14 protein-coding genes and 1 pseudogene are annotated in these 19,702 nt (G+C 38.0%); 8 read left to right on the forward strand and 7 right to left on the reverse strand.

Annotated elements, in window-relative coordinates; translation table 11 throughout:
- Nucleotides 1-22 precede the first annotated feature (22 nt).
- From QUE35_RS12310 to QUE35_RS12330, 5 genes are all read left to right on the forward strand, one after another.
- Complete coding sequence (locus QUE35_RS12310) at nt 23-634, forward strand: C40 family peptidase (RefSeq protein WP_022601491.1); 612 nt, start codon at nt 23-25, stop codon at nt 632-634.
- 332 nt (nt 635-966) lie between these two features.
- Nucleotides 967-1,917, forward strand: a complete 951-nt coding sequence (locus tag QUE35_RS12315; protein ID WP_022389606.1) for a PstS family phosphate ABC transporter substrate-binding protein — start codon at nt 967-969, stop codon at nt 1,915-1,917.
- Between the two features lie 46 nt (nt 1,918-1,963).
- Nucleotides 1,964-2,830 carry a phosphate ABC transporter permease subunit PstC gene (gene pstC, locus QUE35_RS12320; RefSeq protein ID WP_256998645.1) on the forward strand — a complete coding sequence of 289 codons (867 nt, stop codon included), beginning with the start codon at nt 1,964-1,966 and terminating at the stop codon, nt 2,828-2,830.
- A gap of 13 nt (nt 2,831-2,843) precedes the next feature.
- Nucleotides 2,844-3,692 carry a PstA family ABC transporter permease gene (locus tag QUE35_RS12325; RefSeq protein WP_031258663.1) on the forward strand — a complete coding sequence of 283 codons (849 nt, stop codon included), beginning with the start codon at nt 2,844-2,846 and terminating at the stop codon, nt 3,690-3,692.
- Nucleotides 3,692-4,570 (forward strand): phosphate ABC transporter ATP-binding protein, encoded by an 879-nt coding sequence (locus tag QUE35_RS12330; RefSeq protein WP_022601486.1) that lies wholly within the window; start codon nt 3,692-3,694, stop codon nt 4,568-4,570. The genes QUE35_RS12325 and QUE35_RS12330 overlap by 1 nt, the downstream gene beginning before the upstream one ends.
- 71 nt (nt 4,571-4,641) lie before the next feature.
- On the opposite strand, the gene tamL is transcribed toward QUE35_RS12330, so the two are convergent.
- Both tamL and QUE35_RS12340 read right to left on the reverse strand, forming a co-directional pair.
- A complete protein-coding gene (gene tamL, locus QUE35_RS12335) occupies nt 4,642-6,954 on the reverse strand; it encodes a translocation and assembly module lipoprotein TamL (RefSeq protein WP_022389602.1) in 2,313 nt (770 codons plus the stop codon).
- A complete protein-coding gene (locus QUE35_RS12340) occupies nt 6,954-11,675 on the reverse strand; it encodes a translocation/assembly module TamB domain-containing protein (protein ID WP_022601482.1) in 4,722 nt (1,573 codons plus the stop codon). Before QUE35_RS12340 ends, tamL begins: the two co-directional genes overlap by 1 nt.
- A gap of 186 nt (nt 11,676-11,861) precedes the next feature.
- On the opposite strand from QUE35_RS12340, the gene QUE35_RS12345 reads away from it, so the two are divergent.
- The 3 genes from QUE35_RS12345 (at nt 11,862) to QUE35_RS12355 (ending at nt 14,472) form a co-directional block, all read left to right on the forward strand.
- Complete coding sequence (locus QUE35_RS12345; RefSeq protein WP_022389600.1) at nt 11,862-12,320, forward strand: PepSY-like domain-containing protein; 459 nt, start codon at nt 11,862-11,864, stop codon at nt 12,318-12,320.
- Between the two features lie 524 nt (nt 12,321-12,844).
- Nucleotides 12,845-13,651 (forward strand): KilA-N domain-containing protein, encoded by an 807-nt coding sequence (locus QUE35_RS12350; RefSeq protein WP_022389599.1) that lies wholly within the window; start codon nt 12,845-12,847, stop codon nt 13,649-13,651.
- 59 nt (nt 13,652-13,710) lie between these two features.
- A complete protein-coding gene (locus QUE35_RS12355) occupies nt 13,711-14,472 on the forward strand; it encodes a class I SAM-dependent methyltransferase (RefSeq protein ID WP_022389598.1) in 762 nt (253 codons plus the stop codon).
- 93 nt (nt 14,473-14,565) lie between these two features.
- Here the strand turns inward: QUE35_RS12355 and QUE35_RS12360 are convergent.
- The 5 genes and pseudogenes from QUE35_RS12360 to ilvN all read right to left on the reverse strand — a co-directional run.
- A pseudogene (locus tag QUE35_RS12360) lies at nt 14,566-14,916 on the reverse strand (MobV family relaxase); the annotation flags it as partial.
- 335 nt (nt 14,917-15,251) lie between these two features.
- The gene (locus QUE35_RS12365; RefSeq protein WP_022601479.1) at nt 15,252-16,832 is read right to left on the reverse strand and encodes a hypothetical protein; all 1,581 of its coding nucleotides are present in this window, start codon (nt 16,830-16,832) and stop codon (nt 15,252-15,254) included.
- A gap of 464 nt (nt 16,833-17,296) precedes the next feature.
- The gene (gene ilvC, locus QUE35_RS12370) at nt 17,297-18,343 is read right to left on the reverse strand and encodes a ketol-acid reductoisomerase (RefSeq protein WP_009317742.1); all 1,047 of its coding nucleotides are present in this window, start codon (nt 18,341-18,343) and stop codon (nt 17,297-17,299) included.
- A gap of 51 nt (nt 18,344-18,394) precedes the next feature.
- Complete coding sequence (locus QUE35_RS12375) at nt 18,395-19,144, reverse strand: acyl-[acyl-carrier-protein] thioesterase (protein WP_022601478.1); 750 nt, start codon at nt 19,142-19,144, stop codon at nt 18,395-18,397.
- A 4-nt stretch (nt 19,145-19,148) separates the two neighbouring features.
- A complete protein-coding gene (gene ilvN, locus QUE35_RS12380; protein ID WP_009317740.1) occupies nt 19,149-19,697 on the reverse strand; it encodes an acetolactate synthase small subunit in 549 nt (182 codons plus the stop codon).
- Nucleotides 19,698-19,702 lie beyond the last annotated feature (5 nt).

Here is a 19,702-nt window from a genome sequence, read left to right on the forward strand (position 1 = left end):
AAAACAAAAGAAATTGCAGAGGATGGCTTACTCTTGTTGGAAAATCAATACGTTGATCATTTTATTCGTCATGTTGTTTTCTCTTTTTGTCATACCAGTTTATGCTCAATCGCAGAAAGAGGTATTTGATATATCGAAAGGTAGATTGACGCAAACTTGGCCTTCGAAGGATATGCAAAAGTTGTTGCCTTCACTTTCTGTGGATTCGGGACAGTCTGTTGTGGATCATTTACTTGAGTATGCTTTTCAATTTAAGGGACGTCCGTATTGCAGAGGAAGTAAAGGTCCGTCGAGTTTTGATTGTTCAGGTTTTACGTATTATGTGTTTAAAAAAATCGCGTTAAAATTGAATGCGTCTTCGGCAGCCCAGTATTTGCAAGGAACATCTGTTGATAAAGAGGATATTCGGCGGGGAGATCTTGTGTTTTTTAAAGGGCGCAATAGCACTTCTTCACGAGTAGGGCATGTAGGTTTAGTATCAGAGGTTTTGCCCGGAGGGAAATTTAAATTTATACACGCTTCTTGTTCGAAAGGAATCTGTGAAGAATCTAGTGATGCTCTTTATTATGCCAAACGTTATGTAGGGGCGAGGAGAGTGATTGAAAGTGGCCATTCGGCTTTATTAAAAGAATAGACTAACGACTATATATATGAAGATAGAAGCAGGACAGACCTTGTTTGAAAGGTTTGTCCTGTTTGGTTTAAAAATAGTTTGTTCTTATTTCAGGCCATTATCTAAAAAACTATAAACAATTATTTCATTTTCAAATTAATTATATACATTTGTAATCGATATATTGATGTTTATATTATTGATTTTGTGTCGAATCAATACAATTTTTATAGCTGTTTATTCGGTAAAAACAGATAAACTTCCTTTAATTTTAAGAGGTATCGGAAGCCCGTAAAAATGATCATGTCGTTTTCAGAATTAGAAATAGAGTGATAATTAAATAATATATATGTATGAAAAGAACCTTTGTCGGATTATTGTTAGCTGTATATATAGGAGGTTTGGCGCAACCGGTAAAAGCTCAGACAAAAGATAATTTGAAAGGCGAAATATCCTTATCCGGAGCTTTTGCTTTGTATCCTATGGTGGTTAAATGGGCGGAAGAATTTAAAAAAATACATCCGAATGTGCGTATTGATATTTCTGGAGGTGGTGCTGGAAAAGGAATGACGGACGCTTTAGCTAAAGTCGTCGATCTCGGAATGGTTTCCAGAGATGTTCATGATGTCGAATTTAAAAAAGGGGCAGTTGCTTTTGCTGTTGTTAAAGATGCGGTAGTACCTACTGTCAATGCTGCCAATCCTTTAATTCGGGATATTAAAGCTAAAGGGCTTAAGCGTAATGTAGCTTTGAGCTTGTGGAGTGGAAAATGTAAGACATGGGGAAATGTGTTGGGTACTACCTCCAAAGTGCCTGTGCATGTTTATACCCGTTCTGATGCTTGCGGAGCGGCGGAGACTTGGGCTGCTTGGTTCGGGAAAAGACAAGAAGACCTTGAGGGAACTGCAGTGTTTGGAGATCCGGGTGTGGCTTCGGCCGTACAAAAAGATAAGGTCGGGATAGGATTCAATAATATAGCTTATGCTTATGATCAGAAAACCCGACGACCTTATGCCGGACTTGCCATTATTCCATTGGATGTTAATGGGAACGGGAAAATAGATCCGGAAGAAAATTTTTATGATAACAGTTTGTCATTGATTAAAGCCATAGTTAGCGGAAAATATCCTTCTCCTCCTGCACGTAATCTGTTTTTAGTTTCTAACGGAGTCCCTAAAAAGCCTGAAGTTATTGAATTTATAAAATATATATTGACTGAAGGTCAGAAGTATGCTAATGCTACCGGATATATAGGCTTGTCTAAAACAACGATTAATCAGGAGCTTGCTAAACTGAAAAAATAGAATGATGGCTGTTTCTTTGTTGAGAAAAAGATTATTAAAGGATAAAATGACAAAATCGTTTATGTTTATATTGACGGTTTTGTCATTGCTTGTATTGGTCTTTATGGGAGTGGGGCTTTATATGAAGTCTCGGATGATATTGAATGAACATTCCTTATGGGATTTATTGACCAATGCCGATTGGAAACCTTTAAGCGAAGAATTCGGATTCCTTCCGTTCATTATAGGTACTTTGGCGGTAACCGCTCTTTCTATACTTATTGCATTGCCTATTTCTTTGTTATCGGCAATTTATCTTTCCGAATATGCTCATTCTTGGACAAAACGGGTCATTTTTCCTGTATTGGATATTTTGGCAGGAATTCCTTCCGTAGTATTCGGTGTATGGGGTACATTAATTATCGTGCCTTGGATTGCGGATAAGTTAGGACCTCATTTTGTAGAATATACTAGCGGATATACTGTATTGGCCAGCGGGATAGTACTTGGGGTAATGATATTGCCTATTTTGGTAAGCCTTTTTATCGAAATATTTACTATTGTTCCTCAGGATTATAGGGATGCGGCAGCATCTTTAGGTGCGACTAAATGGCAAATATCGACTAAAGTAATTCTTCGAAAGTCGATGCCGGGAATAATTGCTGCAGTAGTGTTGGCTATTTCTAAAGCTTTCGGAGAGACAATCGCGGTATTGATGGTTTGTGGAAATTATGCAGAGATTCCGCATTCCCTTTTTGATCCGTGTTACCCTCTTCCGGCTCTTATCGCTAATAATTATGGAGAAATGTTGTCGTTGCCTTTGTATGAATCGGCATTGATGTTCGCAGCATTTATTTTATTTTTTATCATTTTGGTGTTCAATCTAGCATCACGAATGATGTTGCAGCATGTCGAGAAAAAATTTAAGTTGTAAGGGGGGGACTAAAATGAAAATGAAATTTGTTGTAGAGAAGATATTTTATGTTTTGATGGTGCTCTCTTTATTATTGGTTTTTGCATTTTTAGGGAGTATTCTGATAACGATTATTAAAAACGGATGGCCGGCTATGTCTTGGGATATGGTGACGAAATTGCCGGGTGGAGGTTTTTATATAGGAAAAGAAGGTGGAGTCTTGAATGCTATTGTGGGTTCTGTGTATATTGTCGGGGCTTCTACTGTATTAGGCTTGTGCATCAGTATTCCGATAGTATTTTTTGTCAATATTTATTTGAAAAAAGATTCGAAGTTGGCGAATTTAACACGTTTGTCTTTTGATGTATTATATGGAATTCCATCTATCGTGTATGGCGCATTCGCATTTACGATTATGATTTTTTTCGGATTACGAACCTCTTTGTTGGGAGGTATTATTGTAATAACATTGTTGATTATTCCTATATTTGTCCGGTCGATGGATGAAGTTGCCAGACAATTGCCTAAAGAATTGCTTGATGCTACTTATTCGCTCGGAGCGACTCGGTTAGAAGCTATTAAAGTCGCTATACGACAGATTGCTCCGGGAATTGCGACAGCAACATTGCTTTCTGTCGGTCGAGCGATTGGTGATGCTGCCGGAGTCATGTTTACTGCCGGTTTTACCGATAGCATACCTACTTCGTTGAATCAACCGGCGGCAACTCTTCCGCTTTCTATATTTTTCCAATTAAGCAGTCCTACTCCTGAAGTACGGGAGCGGGCTTACGCCGCAGCTCTTTTGTTAACTATTATCGTATTGATATTAAGTATTATAGGTCGGATGATTACTTATAGATTCTCAAAAAATAAAATAAAATAATGGAGAAAGACAGTTCTAAGTTCACAAATGCTTTTAATCGTTTTGAAGAGTGGCGCAATAATGTTAGTAAAACTGCTTCTGATAAGATCGGAGAAGAGTTAAATTTAGGATCGGATACGAAAAAAGATGCTACGATCGATATAGAAAAATTGAATATTTATATCCAGAATAATCATATTCTGAAAGACATAAGCTTACAACTGCATGATAAAAAAATTACCTGTATTATAGGTCCTTCGGGGTGTGGAAAAACGACATTGCTGAAAAGTATAAACAGAATGATAGATACGACCGAACATGTACGTGTGGAGGGACGTGTTTTTGTGGACGGAGAGGATATTTACGATAAAAAAGCTGAGATTACGCATATTCGTAAAAAGATAGGTTTACTTTCTCAGCGTCCAACGCCGTTGCCTATGTCTATTTATGATAATATTACGTTCGGTTGTCGGATACATGGCATGAGAAATAAAAAAACTTTAGATAAGGTTGTAGAAAAATACCTTCATGCTACCGGTTTGTGGGATGAAGTGAAAGATCGTTTACATACTCCTGCTTCGGCTCTTTCTATCGGGCAGCAACAGCGTTTGTGTCTGGCAAGAGGTTTGGCTGTCGAACCGCAATTTATTTTAGCGGATGAGTCAACGTCCGCCCTTGATCCTATTTCCAGTAAAAATATAGAGGATCTGTTTATGAAATTGCGTGAGCGTTATGGAATTATTATGGTAACTCATACGCTTCGTCAGGCTTTGCGTATCGCTGATTATGTAGTATTTATGTATATGGGTGAGATGATAGAACAAGGGACTGCAGACGAATTGTTCAATCATCCTAAGCATGAATTGACTAAGCAATATTTAAGCGGAGTGTTCAGTTAAAAATCGATGGTCATTAAAATAATGGAAGATACACATATTTGTTTCCTTTAAAATTTTATTTGTGTTTAATATCAGAACGGATATCCGATAGCCAAATGGAATCCCAGACTGTTTTTAAAACTGGATAGATTATAGTATCCTTTCTTATCGGGATTGGGATAAGGGGTATGCAAACCTATGCCGAGGTCGGCTCGTAATACGATATAGCTAATGTCATAACGTAGCCCGAATCCGGTACCTAAAGCAATGTCTTTTCCGAAGCTTTTTAATGTCAGTTTTCCTCCGGGACGTTGCGGGTCTTCTTTTAATAGCCAGATATTTCCTGCGTCCATAAATATAGCTCCATGCAGATCTCCTATAATCTTAAACCGAAATTCTATATTAGCTTCTAACTTGAAATCTCCGGTTTGGTCAAAATAAGCATTGGGATTGTCTTGTGGCGGTCGATAGCTACCTGGTCCTAATGTCCGTATTGTGAAAGCTCTGATACTGTTTGCTCCACCGATATAGAACTGTTCACTATACGGCATTACTTTTGAGTTTCCATAGGCATGTCCTGCACCTACAAGAAAACGGGATGCCAGCCAGTTATCTCCCCATAGGCGACGATAATATTTCAATTCGGTACTTCCCTTTACAAATTGGGAGAACTGATTGCCGAACAGATGTTTTTCACCTTTGTCTCCCAATAACCCCATTACTCCGGCGAGTATATTTCCTGCTTGAGTTCCGTTTGTTTGCCATAAAATACGATTATTGCCTTTTCTACCGAACGATTTATTGAATGTATAGGTATAACTTATTGTCGGAATAAACTGATTTCTGAAACTAAGGGCTATGGCCGGATTTTTATCCATGGTTTCATCAAAATTTTTAGTCGTGTTCAGCAGTTTATTATAAGTTAGTTTTAAAACAGTTAGGTTATGATAACTGACGTCTGACGTCTGAAATTCATATCCGCCTGAGGCATTGAATGAAATCATTCGGAAAAAATGTGGTCTGTTCATCAGATCCGTACCTAATTGAAAGTTGGTACGTGCGCCATACTTTTGAGGTCGGGGAATAAATTTGGGAACTAATAGTCGAGGAAATGATAGGTTTGCATTTAGACCTATTTCATAGGAGTTTAAAAGAGACGATTTAGATCCGCTTTGTTTTTTCCCGGTTTGCCATTCGTATGATCCGTTCAGTTTTACACTTAAAATTTCTCCCCCTCTAAAGATATTTTTATGATTTACTCCGAAAATCATTCCCGGACCGATAAAACTGTTCGATTTAGAGGAAACGTCTATTTCGAACTCCGATTCGAGGGGAATGTCCATAGCTCCGTCTATTTGTACATTAAGAGAGTCTGCTCCCCGTAAGGAATCTATGGGCGTAACATTTAGATTTATATATCGGAATATACCCAGCCTGCTTAGATTGGTCTGAGATTGGTCTTGTTCGGTTACCGAATATACTTGCCCCGGACGTAAAGTTATATTTGACGGCATGATAGATTGCTTGACTCTTAGCGGTTTCTGGTATGCCATTTTCATATCTTTATAATATATGGTATCCCAAATGCCTTTTCCGGTAGAATTTTGTAATGATATGTCTATCTTGCCCACAGTATATGCTTTCAGAGCCATTGTCGGAATACCTTTTTTTATAATCATTCGAAGGTTGACTTTCAAATGTTCTTGTGTTGTATCTGCCAGGTATTCTATATATTCAGGACGAAAATAGTAGTATCCGTTGTTTCGTGCGAGAGTAGCGATTCTCGTTCGTTCTGCCGACAGGGAATCTGCATTATATTGAGATCCGACTCGTAGTAAGGACTGGGCTTTGGTGCTGTCAATCAATTGTGTAATTCCGTCTGTCGGCTTCGGATAGGAAATGCTGCCATAGGTCCATGCTTGCGGAATTTTTACAGAGTAGCTGATTTTCGCCTTTTTCTTGTTTTTTTTATTATAGAGTAATGAATAACTGGCTTCAGCTCCGAAATATCCGTAATTTGCTAAAATATCTTCGACGACTTTAATACGCAACTCGGGTTGTACACCGGATATGAGCACAGGTTCTTTAGCGAATTTATTGTAAAACCAATGCTTGAATCCTTTATTTTTTTTAGGAACAAAATTGTTGTAAACCCATAATCCAAAAGGAAACGGGGTACGGTAGTAAGGACTGTATAGCGGATTGTTAGGAGGAACGGATAAAGGATCTTTTACGGCAGAGATTACATCTCCGTCAACTTTAACGCCTTCTATCGGTTCTATTTTCATTTTTTTCACTCCGGTATAGAGAACCTCATCTTCTCCCAATCTTTTTGTCGTGGAACAACCGGTTATGAAAACTATACCCGATAATATAATAATTATGTTCGCTATATATTTTTTCATCATTTTGTCTCTTTCTTCTCTTTACGGCTACTTAATCGGAAAAGTTCCGACAGTTTGAGTAATTTCTTTCTGACAACGAACCCGACACCGGTTTGTGTCACTTCTCCCTCTAAAATGCTTTCGTAACCTGTATGTCTGAAAATTTTGATAAGCATGTTATCTCTTTTATCGAGTCTGTATTCTAAAGAAATATCATCGACAAGATTTTCTTTCAGATTTTCATCTGCTGCAGCATCCGGGCTGAAACTTCCACCGATGATTACTTTAAAACGATCGTTGAACAGAGTTTTAGAAACTTTATACGAATAGTCGGTCCGTGTCCCTTGTCCGCCGTTCATCGTATCGTCGTAGCTATCGATTCCGAAACTTACATCGATATTTTTCAGATTGTTTTGAGCCCATTGATTCAGTTCTTTCTGTATGAATGAATTTAGAGGATTTCCCGATGTCAGGCTCGATGATGTCGATGTACCTGGACCACTATATGTATTGTAGATAAGCAGATTCATGGCTTGGGTAGCTCTTTGTTCTGCAGTCATAGCAGTGAGTTCGTTTTGAATAGTCAGGTCTTCCGGAGCAGAAACATTGAATGTGATTGCGAGATTTTCGAGCGTATTTTTGATGTTGATAATAACATTGAAAGTAACCGGACGACTATTATTATCATTTTCTGTGACTGAAATCCTCAGAGGCTCTATTGCTGTGATATTCATACTGGGGTCGGCTATATCTCCACTCCATGAAACAAAGCTGCCTTGTTGTATATTGAATAACTTTTCGGAAATGATCGGTGGATTGTATCTGACTGTACCCCCAGTCAATTCGTATTTTCCTGTAAACCGGCTGTCTCCGAGAGTATTCATTGTATAAGTAAGATTTCCTCCGCCTTTGAGATCTATGCGATTCTTTCCGTCGGCGGAGAGATTTACTGCCATTTTCACTTCGTTGGCAATATCTACATTCATGAGAATGTCCATCCCGCTTATTTTAGCAGCAGTTACAGAAAGAGTGTCGGCCAAAGCCGTGCTATCATTGAAAGATACGAATGTGACCATATTGGTATTAGCTTGTTGTTTAAGCTCCAATGGAGAATCTCTCATGACATAAGTCACCTCTGTCCCGTTTAATAATCCGATATTTCCTCGTAGCTTCAACTCATCGATAGCTCCTTTGACAGAAATGTCCAAATCGGCATTGGCCTTACCGTATAACATTGTTTTATTATTCTTGGGAACGTTGATCATTTGAAAATCAGAACCTTTTATTGTAATATCTGTCATTATCCTTGAAAAATCCCGTAAATTTAAATCTCCGTTTATCGTAAGGGGCTGTTTATTCGGTCCGTTTATAGCATAGTTATTCAGTACGACATCATTCTCTATAATTTCTATTTTTTTGTCGGATAGTCCGAATGAAGTTCCGATCATCGGAACAGATATAAATGTGTTTGCAAATTGCAGATATCCAGACGCTATGGGGGCATCTGTTTTCCCGGAGATATCTACTTCTCCGTTAAGTGCTCCATCGATCTTTGATACATCTGCAGGTAAAAAAGGATTGGCTATTGCAAGAGGCAATGATAATAGCTGGAGTTTTAGTTGTATAGCGTTTGTAGTGTCCGGTTGGTAGTATCCTTTTACGGCAAGCGCCTCTTTTTGGTCTACCAATAACCCTAATCGTACTTGTTGCCTGTTTTCATCGTTGAGCCTGTATCGCATGTTCAGATCGATGTTACCGACTCGCTGTTTGTCATATAATAATTCTGCAATGGAGATATCTCCCGATACGTTAACTTGCTCTTTCGGAAAATCGAGGACCAAATCGGTCGATAGTTTCCCGGCAACGGGTGGTGCTAAAGGCCAGGAGCTGAGTAATGAAGCTATGTCAAGTCCTTTCATGTTGATATTTAGTGCTCCCGGTCTGCCGCGACGGTTGGTTGTCGATTGTAAAGATATGCGTTGTTCTCCGTTCTCCATATTGATATTGGCGGCCATGTGTTTATCGAAGTAGTAATCGAAATAGTTATTTTCATTTAGCGTCCATGTCGAAAATCCCAATATAGGATCGGTCGGGGCAAATGTAATGTGCACCAAAGAATCTTGCATGTAGGCATCGCATCCGAAACGGAATCCTTGTTCTGATTGTCGGTTTCGTTGCAAACATCTTAAACGTAGATGATTGTCGGTTATATATCCGTTAAATCCTAAAGATGCAATCTGATCCAGATTTCCCGATTTGTTTCCGATATGCAATCCGTATAATAACCGAGCACTATCTTGTCGAGCTTTAAATGAAATCGTATCTAAATTGATGCCTCCGGTAGTCAATTTATCGACGAATGCCGAAAGACTGAATGGTTTATCTTCGAGAATAGAAATGTCCATATTTGCAGAATTCATTTGAATTCCGTATCTCTCTAAATAATTATTGAGGATTTTATCCGATTTGATATCAGCTTTTAATTCCAGACGAGGAAGATTTTTTTGTAAGGTTTCTATATCTATACTTTGTTTCTCGATCTGTTCTGAAATAAGCCGGTTTGTTTCATTTATTCGTTTTAAAAATTCGTCTAATCCAGAAGGAGATGAGAAAGAAACATAAATATCGGGAGTTTTGAAGTTAACTTGTATTTTGTCATTTAACAATTCTCCTTGTAGCGCAAGACTTTTAAATTCTCCGTTTATTTGATCGGCCTCTATTTGCAGATTATGAAGTTCGGTATCTAATGTATATTCTCCTTTGGAATTTCCGCTGCCGGAAATATTTAATTGTGTTGAGACGCTGAGGGGAGTATCGGTAAATCCCATTTGCCATGTATTGATGTTTTTTATTTCTCCGATGATATAAGCTTTGTATTCTTCGGGAGATAAGTTTCCTGAGATGTCCATGTGGAGATTTAAGGCTTCGGAGCTACTGGATAGAATACCCGTTAGAATACCGTCTTTTAGATGCAGCATTGTGATGAGGTCGGTGTAATCATATTTTTTATAATCGAATCGATCTATCGTGAGAGCTATGTCTGTATAGGTTTTAACTGATAAAGGGTCAAAGCCTTTTCCTTCTCCTTTTAAATGCATGCTTAAACATCCCAAAGAATCTTTCGGTAAAAATGAATTTATGGGGAATTGAGATGCGTCCATATCTATTTTGTATGCCTCTGAAGCAAGATTGACTTGCCCGTTAGCAGAAAGATTTCCATCTCCGATTTTCAATAAAATAGAAGGAGAATATTGTTTCCCATTCATGCGTATAGATCCGTTGCATATTATTCCGTTAGGGATATCTATCTGATCGTTCAGATCTTTTGGAAAAATATTTTTAACAAAAGAGCTATGTACAAGAGTGCTTTGCCAAGAAAATGCTCCATTTAACTTGTCAGAATTTATAATTTCATTCATTGTACCTTTTCCGGAAAAGAGGAATCGCCCGGGTAATGTTAAGTCAAATTGTTTTATATCTAATTCCCCTAATGACCCTGTTATATGGGTGTTGGCTTTTAAGGTTTCTATCGGTAGTAAGGCTATTTCTTTTTGTAAATCGGGATACAAGGCATAAATATCTTGCATGGCGACTCGTAAAGAAAGCAATGCGGAAACGGGACTTTCGTTTTTTTGTTCGATTATATCTCCTCCTACTTTTATATCCGCATCTATTTGGGAAAGAAAAGTTTTCAGACTGAATCCACTTAACGAGATTTGTTCGGAATTCATATCGAAGTCTCCCTGCGTTCGTAAGACCGATAATCCGGAACGTTCGGTAAATGCCAACTGTTGTAATTTGAGTTTTATTTCACTTCCCTTATTATAAAAAGAGTTTACGCCAAGGTTTAGTCCCGATAATTGAATATAGTCAGGGTCTAATCCTTGTTGGGGAATATGATGCATGAGACCGTATGTTCCCGAACTATTTTTTAATTGAAGAGATTGCACATCGATTGTCCACGGGAGAGATGTTGCTGTATCTGTTTCTGCCGTTTCCGGTTGAACGGGAGACATTGATGTTGTGTCGTTCAGATAGCTAAATCCTGCCTCGGATATTGTAACCGATTCTACTCCCACAAACTGTTTCCCTAAATCAACGAAGCCTTTTTTTAGTAAAGCTGATGCGACTTTAACTTGCAAATCGCTTGTTTGGGGTGATATAGTCATGCCGAAAGCAATGTTCTCTAATTGCAATTGCTTTATATCGAGTATCCATAGGATAGGATTCGATTCGCTGTTTGTAGTATCGGGTTCGCTTTCTCCCAAGTCTAATGATACAGTTCCGTTTCGAAGTTCTATATTCGGGATTTCAACTCGTTCATTTCCAAGGTCTACCGGTTTTGCATTGAGAGCTAATAGTCCGACATCTCCTTTTAGATTGAGTTGTGATATAGTGTCATTATAATGAAAATGAGTGTTTTGGAATGAAAATTTCTCTATTTGGACTTTTTTTTGTAATAAATATCGGAAATTTACATCAAGTTGCAGATTATCACAATATAACATAGTATCACCTTCGGCGGTGATAATTTTGCTGTTGTCCAAAACCAAATTTAACGGAAATTTGAGACGTATGCGTTCAATAGCGATACTCATGTTTAATTGTTTCGAAGCATACGTTGTCGCCAGGTCTTTCGCCCAGCTTTGTATTGCCGGAATATATAATGTGAAAGGCAATATTAGTAAAGTCAGGAATAATATTCCTATGGATATAAAGCAATATTTAAAAATTTTCTTCATTTCGTATTTTCGAACTCAGGTCGTTTAAAATGAATCATGCTATAAAAATAAATATTATTGCTTAAAAAGCGGTTATATTTACTGTGATTATTCAAAAAAACACCTCTCTTTTGTTTTATAAGATATAAACATTCTATCCTTTATTTTGTTTTTAATAAACGTAGAAACATAAAAATACGATAGATTATGAAAAAAATGATGATGCTCATGGTTTTTCTGGCCAGTGCAGTATTGGCCTTTTCAGCCACGAAAGGCTCGGAAAAACCGATTCCTTTTGAAAAGTTGCCGAAAATGGCTCAAGAATTTATTCATACCCATTTTAAAGGGGTAAAGGTTGTTAAATGTGAAGTCGAGTCTCCTTGGACGCAATTCGATGTGCGAATGGCCAACGGCTATGAACTGGAATTTGATCGGGCTGGAAATTGGACTGAGATCCAGAAAGAAAAGGGCGGCATTTCTTCATCGATATTAGGCGTTCTTCCTCAACGCTCTTATAGCTACTTGCAATCGAATTATTCGGGTGTTTCTGTAGAGAAAATTGAACGCCAGAAAAAAGGTTTTAAGGTAAGTCTCAATACACAGCCCGAAGAGACAGAGATACATTTCAGTAAAGATGGAAGATTTTTAAGTAAAAAGGTTGATTGATTTTTGTATATGAAAATTTAAACAGGCTCTTAGAACCTGTCTAAATTTTGCTCAACTCAGATTCGAGGATTTCATTCGAGTATGTTTTCTTGTTTTTATGAGTATGATAGCAGATTATCATAATAAAAAACAGATCGAAAGAAAACTCAAAGAAGATATGGTTGAATTTCCTACATTGGAAAATTTAGGTCCTTAGAAAAAGAGAAGAACAGCCGGAGATTTATATATCGGCTGTTCTTTTTATTTTAAATTTTCATCGGTTAGATTTAACCGATTGAAGAATAAACTTTTAGCGTAGTATTTGAGAAATAGAGGTAACGAATTAGCAACCGTGCAATTTTCAGCGATTAGCGGTGCTATGCTGTTAAATAACTCTTTGCATTTACAAAGGTATAATAATTATTCAGGAAATAATGCCTACTATCAAAAAACTGCATCCTATCTTTGTAAATAGTCCATTAAAAAGAATGCAATCTCACAAATTATAGCGACCTTTGTGATTGAAAATCAACGTATCAATTACAATGGCAAAAATTACCGTTCAAAATACAGATATTAGCGTTGTCAGGTACAATGAAGAAGACTACATTAGTCTTACAGACATGGCAAGAAGCCAACTGCAAGAGCATATTATCTTCCGTTGGCTTAGCCTTAAAAGCACTATCGAGTATCTTGGTGAATGGGAAATGTTATATAATCCCGATTTTAATTGTACCGAATTCGGTACAATTAAAAATGCGGCAGGAAGCAACAATTTTGTGCTTTCGGTGAAAACGTGGATAGAACGGACCGGTGCAATTGGCATTCGTTCTAAGGCTGGTCGCTATGGTGGTACGTATGCACATCGGGATATAGCATATCATTTTGGTATGTGGATTTCTCCTAAATTCCAATTACTTCTTGTTAAGGAGTATCAGCGGCTAAAGATAGAAGAACAAAGGCTACTCGGTTGGTCAGCGAAACGTGAATTGTCGAAAATCAACTACCGCATACATACTGATGCCATAAAGCAAAACCTTATTCCGATGGAAGTCTCACCGATACAGGCAAGCACTATTTATGCCAATGAGGCCGACGTGCTGAACGTGGCGATGTTTGGTATGACAGCAAAACAATGGAGAGAAGCGAATCCCGAACTGAAAGGAAATATCCGTGATTATGCTACTATCAATGAACTTATCTGTTTGTCGAATATGGAGAATCTAAATGCTGTGTTTATCGAACAGAACATGTCACAAAGGGAACGTCTTGTTAAGCTAAACCAAATAGCTATCCATCAAATGAATATATTGGAAAGTGATGATAATCAAAATCGTAAGCTGTTGAAATAAAGAATTGAAGAATCTCTTTACAGATAAGCATTGTAATGTTTTAGCAATCAATAAAGAATATGAATACCGATTATAAAGTTGGTGATTTTATTTATAATGCAGATATTTATGACGGGTTGAATAATTCTCTGTTCGATTTGGAATTCTACAAAAAATGGCTACCTCAAAATAAAGATGCCAAGATACTTGAACTCTGTTGTGGTACGGGTAGACTTACGATTCCAATAGCAAAGGATGGGTATAATATTAAGGGAGTTGATTATACTTTATCCATGCTTGAACGGGCAAAGGAGAAAGCATTTCAAGCTGAGTTAAAAATAGATTTCATTGAGGCAGATATTAGAGAATTGAACTTAGGAGAAAAATTTGATCTTATTTTTATTCCGTTTAATTCAATCCATCATTTGTATAAAAATGAGGATTTATTTGATACGTTGAAAGTCGTAAGAAATCACTTGAAAGAAAAAGGTTTGTTTTTATTGGACTGCTTCAATCCTAATATCCAATATATTGTTGAAAACGAGAGGAAGCAACAGGTTATTGCCGAATATACAACCAATGATGGAAGAAAAGTATTAATAAAACAAAGCATGCACTATGAAAGCGCATCTCAAATTAATCGTATAAAGTGGCAATATTTTATTGACGATAAATTTCATTCAGTCCAAAATATGGACATGAGATTATTCTTTCCTCAAGAATTAAATTCATACCTCAAACAAATTGGATTTAATATTGTCCATAAATTCGGGGATTTTACAGAGGGAGAATTTGATGACAATTCAGAGAAACAAATATACATTTTGGAACTTAAAGAGTAAGGGCAAAATGATAAAATCATAGACAAAATACAACAAAAACACTGTTCTTCTAAAAATTGTAAGCAGTATTTTTGCCTTCTGTGAAATGAACGGTTACAACTTCATCTCTCTGTCTTTTCTTTGCGGTTGTATAGGTCGGCGTATGTTCTGCCTTAACTTCTCGAACTGTTCCTTGAACCACTTGGCAATGGGTTTTCGGTCAATGGCAAGAACTAATTTCGTCCCGTCCGTGGGGTCTTTCAGCACTTGAAACCCTGCCTTTTCGGTCGTGAATTTCCGTCCGTGTTCCTCCGAATAGAGTTCCCCTGCATACTCCAACGGCTTTCCCTTGACGAGCGTTGCGGTCTGCCTTTCATCAAACCCGACAAGGCGGCAGAGGTTTTCGATACGGAGCATTTCACGGAAATAGGGAAACCATGCCGTCGCCTTTGCGATTACCGTTTTTCAACTACGCATAACTCACTCCTTTGGGGGGGGGACAAAATTAGTTGTTAGTGAGTTATCGATAGCTATGTGAATCGATGCAAAACGTAGAAACAGAACATTTTAGTAAGAAATATGTACCCGTTACGGGAGTAACGAGGTGGTAACTGAACTTCTGCACCGTTTGGCTTCGAGGTGGTATTTCGTTGGCTCTGCCCTCCATAGAAAAACAAAGCGTAACAAACGCTGTATCAGCTAATTCGCTACGCTTTGCCCAAATTTACTTTTTCGCTATGTGTTTATTTTAAAGTTTATCTGGATTTTTCGAAATTAATGTTTTCGGCAATTCCGTTTTATTATTTATTCTGAGCTTCTGTAATGGTCTCTACTAAACTATTGAGGTAAACTTCTATATCGGTATATCCCGAACTTAAAGTGTGAGCATTAGGGTTATTGTAACTATTCGGATTCAGGCCTACTTGTTTTTCCCATTCATCGGGCATACCGTCACCATCTGTATCGACCGGAGGCTCGGTACTGTTTAGTGTCGGCCAGCCACCTACTGTTTCTTGTGAATCTATTATACCCGGATAGTTAGCTCCGCTATAAGTGGCTGTACCATTCTTTACTTCGTTGATAATTCTTTTGTCGACAGCGTCGCGAACTAAAGAACATCCGGCATATTCGCATACACGGGTGTATGCATTTTCTGCCGAATGAGTAGTGACTTCGGTGGCATCTCCCATATCGGTAAATATGACAGAGGATTTGATAGAGGAAATTGTTCCACCCGGAAGCGAATAATTTCTTTCATCGGGATGTACGCCGATCCAGTTGTCATTACATACGTTATTTGCTTCTTGAGCAGTTGATGTAGTTGCTCCCATGTAGTTCCCGTTGATGTAAAATGTACCCCATTGACCGCTCATTTGCCCGTTGCTATATTCCCCTAAATCTGCATTCGGTGCAAATATTCGGTATTTTACGGTCGCAGAACTTTTTTCGGTCGCAGGTCCTGGTTTATAATAATTGTTTACCAGATTATAAGATCCTCCTTCTCCGGCATAACTGCTGTTTCCTCTCCAGTTATAAATAACGTTATTTCTGAAATCGACCTTTTCAAGATCGGGTAGGGCAGACATCCGGCTACCGTTGAAACGAGGGTTACGGCTGTCATGGTGCGCTAACAAGTTATGATGAAACGATGCGTTTTTACCTCCCCATATTCCTCCGTAACCGTGAGCTTCCTTGCTGTGTAGTGAAAGTCTGAGGCTTTCCGAAATCAAACACCATTGCATTGTGAAGTTGGTATTGTCATAAAATGAGGCACATTCATCTACACACCAACTGACAGAGCAATGGTCTATCATGATGTTTTTTCTTTTCGTTCCCCCGAAAGCATCCGCCCCGTCAGCATAAGTAGGGTCTATTTTGCCTGCTGCAATATCCTCTTTCATTTGGGCATCACCTAATCTGAATCTCATGTAACGGATAATTACATTATCAGCTTTTATCATTACTGGATATCCGGCAAGGCATATTCCATCACCCGGAGCTGTTTGTCCGGCTATGGTTACGTCTCCGTTTTCGATAGATAGTTCTTTTTTAAGTTTGATTGTTCCTGATATTTTGAAAATGATAATACGAGGTTCGTTTCGAGACAAAGCGTACCTTAAGGTAGTGTTGTCACTGAGTTCATCATTAAGAGAAGTGACATAGTATATTTTCCCACCTCTTCCTCCTGTCGTATTGCGGCCAGCTCCTTCTGCACCGGGAAAAGCGTAAGCCGTTTCTTGTATTTGTGTATTATTATTGCCATTCCCTGGTGTGTCTATATTACCTCCGGCAGAAAATGTTTCGTTATCTTTTCCACAAGAAATAAAACATATCGATGCACACAATAAAATTCCGGATAAAGTCATTTTTCTTGTTTTCATAGTTTTTTGTATGGTGTAATATTTTTATTGCTATATTATATTTTTAAACACAACAAATTTAGTCCGGAGTTTTTTGAGATAATAGGATTAATTGACATAATTGTGGCCATTTTTTTCCACATAAGCGGATTTTTTGTTTTTAGATAAGAAAGGTTGTTATGTATAACGAATTGTAATACAGTTAGTTAAAGATTGTATGTTTTAGAGTTTGTTTTAATTTCCCTTGGAACGGTACTGAGAGTTCTTTTTGGGAATGTTTTTTGTTTTTCATGAAATTACTGGAAGGAAAGTATAATATAGGACATGTTACTCGCCAGATAATAGGTGGGATATAGTAATATACAAATTTTATATCTTCCTTTCTTGGTATGGAGTGGAAAATAGAAATTATTTATATAAAAAATACAAGAAGCTGTCTCAAAAATTTTAGAGTTCAGCTTCTTGTATTTTTATGAAATGTTGAACTAGTTGTTTTCTGGACGTAATTTACGTACTACCATACCGGCTTGCCACATTTCACTTTCACGAAGTTCTTTTAACTCTTGATTTAAACCTTCACGATAGTTCGGTTTACTATTGGTATCGATAGAGCGTTGAGCCTCATTCCCTTTAGCGACTTCGCTATATAATTCTTCAAATACGGGTTTAGTTGCATCACGGAATTTTTTCCACCAGTCGAGAGCTCCTCGTTGAGCTGTGGTAGAACAGTTAGCATACATCCAGTCCATTCCGTTTTCTGCAATCAGTGGCATCAAAGATTGAGTAAGTTCCTCTATTGTTTCGTTAAAAGCCTCAGACGGAGTGTGTCCATTTGCTCGCAATACATCATATTGAGCAGCGAAAATACCTTGGATAGCACCCATCAGAGTACCGCGTTCTCCGGTTAAGTCGGAATATACTTCGCGTTTGAAAGTTGTTTCAAACAGATAACCTGAACCAACTCCGATTCCTAATGCAATGACTTTTTCTTTAGCTTTTCCGCTTGCATCTTGGAATACGGCATAGCTTGAGTTAAGACCACGTCCTTGAAGGAACATACGGCGCAAACTAGTTCCAGAGCCTTTAGGTGCAATAAGGATTACATCGATATCGGCAGGAGGAATGATGCCTGTACGTTCTTTGTATGTGATGGCGAATCCGTGTGAGAAGTAGAGGGTTTTACCTGCAGTCAGATGTTTTTTTACTTTAGGCCATACTTCGATTTGTGCCGCATCGGAAAGCAGATATTGGATAATGGTTGCTTTTTCACAGGCTTCTTCGATCTCAAACAATGTTTCTCCGGGAACCCATCCGTCTGCAACGGCTTTATCCCATGTTTTAGAATCTTTACGTTGTCCGACGATCACATTAAATCCGTTGTCACGAAGATTCAAGCTCTGACCGGGACCTTGAACACCGTATCCGATAACGGCTATGGTTTCATTTTTCAAAACTTCTCTTGCTTTTTCCAAAGGAAATTCTTCGCGGGTTACAACATTTTCTTCAACACCGCCAAAATTCATGATTGCCATAATGTTTTAATTTATAAAGTAGTTAATGAAATTTTTTGTATATATTCTTTACTAATTACGTTTAGAAAATTCTATTCTTCCTCGACATATAGTTTCTCCACTGCTGTTTCGTATTTCCGATGTATAAATATTTTCTGCAAGTTGTTCACGATAAAAACTCAATTTGTCACCATAACGGGCTTCACTGATATAATTGATCTCAAACCTACGAATAAAATTTTTGTCATACATATCCATCGAGAACATATCGAGTATATGTTCGATATATTTTACACTGTTTATGTGACGATTAATGTCTATATCGCTGTATCGAATAGGATAGATGATCGGATTTTCATCGTTTACCGGTTTTATTTTTGATTGCGGGGCAATCGGACAATCTTTCTCCCCTACATTGTTCTCGATATGGCGGAATGTTGTAATATCTACCGAAGTACGATTTTGTATATCTATAACTGACCAGATAGAACGGGCATATCCATATAGTTTTCCATCGGGACTGCTGAAACAAAAATTTCGCGCAGAAAAATGTTTATTGTAACTTTCGATCCATGTTTCTATTTTGTATTTATCGTAAATACCCGGATAGGAAGACATCTCTATCGCCAGTCTGGCCAGTACCCATGCCCGATTTTCTTTGATCAGGGTACTGTATCCTACTCCCCAGTTCTCTGCATGATATGTAGCTGTTTCAAGTATTCGTTTGACCAATAAGGTCAATGGAATTTCCTGTTGTGCATTTCCTTCGGCAGGTTCTAAATCATAAATATATGCCGCGATCTTTTTCTGTTCATTCTCCATAATGTTATTCTTTGGTAGAGAGACGTCGACACTCTTGTGCTTCGAGAAACAAACTTACATGTTCTACGGTCGATTTGGTGATTGCAACACGTCCTGAACGGACAAATTGCATAACTCCGAATTTACTCAATTCTTCGAACAGTTGTTGAGTCTCCTCCGTGTGGCCTGATTTTTCTATCACTGTATAAGTTCGGTTTACTTCCAGAATTCGGGCGTTATGGCGGCGAATAAGTTCTTCTATTCCGCTATCGTCCAATAATTTTTCTGTTGCGACTTTGTAAAGAGCCACCTCTTGGTAGAATATTTCGTCTTCGGTATAGAAGAATGCACGGAGTACATCAATGCGTTTTTCTATTTGTTGTACGACTTTTTGTATCGTATCTCGATCGCTGTTTGTTGTAATGATAAATTTGTGTATCCCTTCGATTGCCGAAGCAGAAACTGAAAGACTTTCGATATTCAGACGGCGGCGACCGAAAATAATCGATATCTGATTTAGAAGACCGACTTGATTTTCTGTATATACCGTTACTGTATATAATATAGATTCCATATGCT

This window comes from Coprobacter fastidiosus, from assembly GCF_030296935.1.
Lineage (GTDB): Bacteria > Bacteroidota > Bacteroidia > Bacteroidales > Coprobacteraceae > Coprobacter > Coprobacter fastidiosus.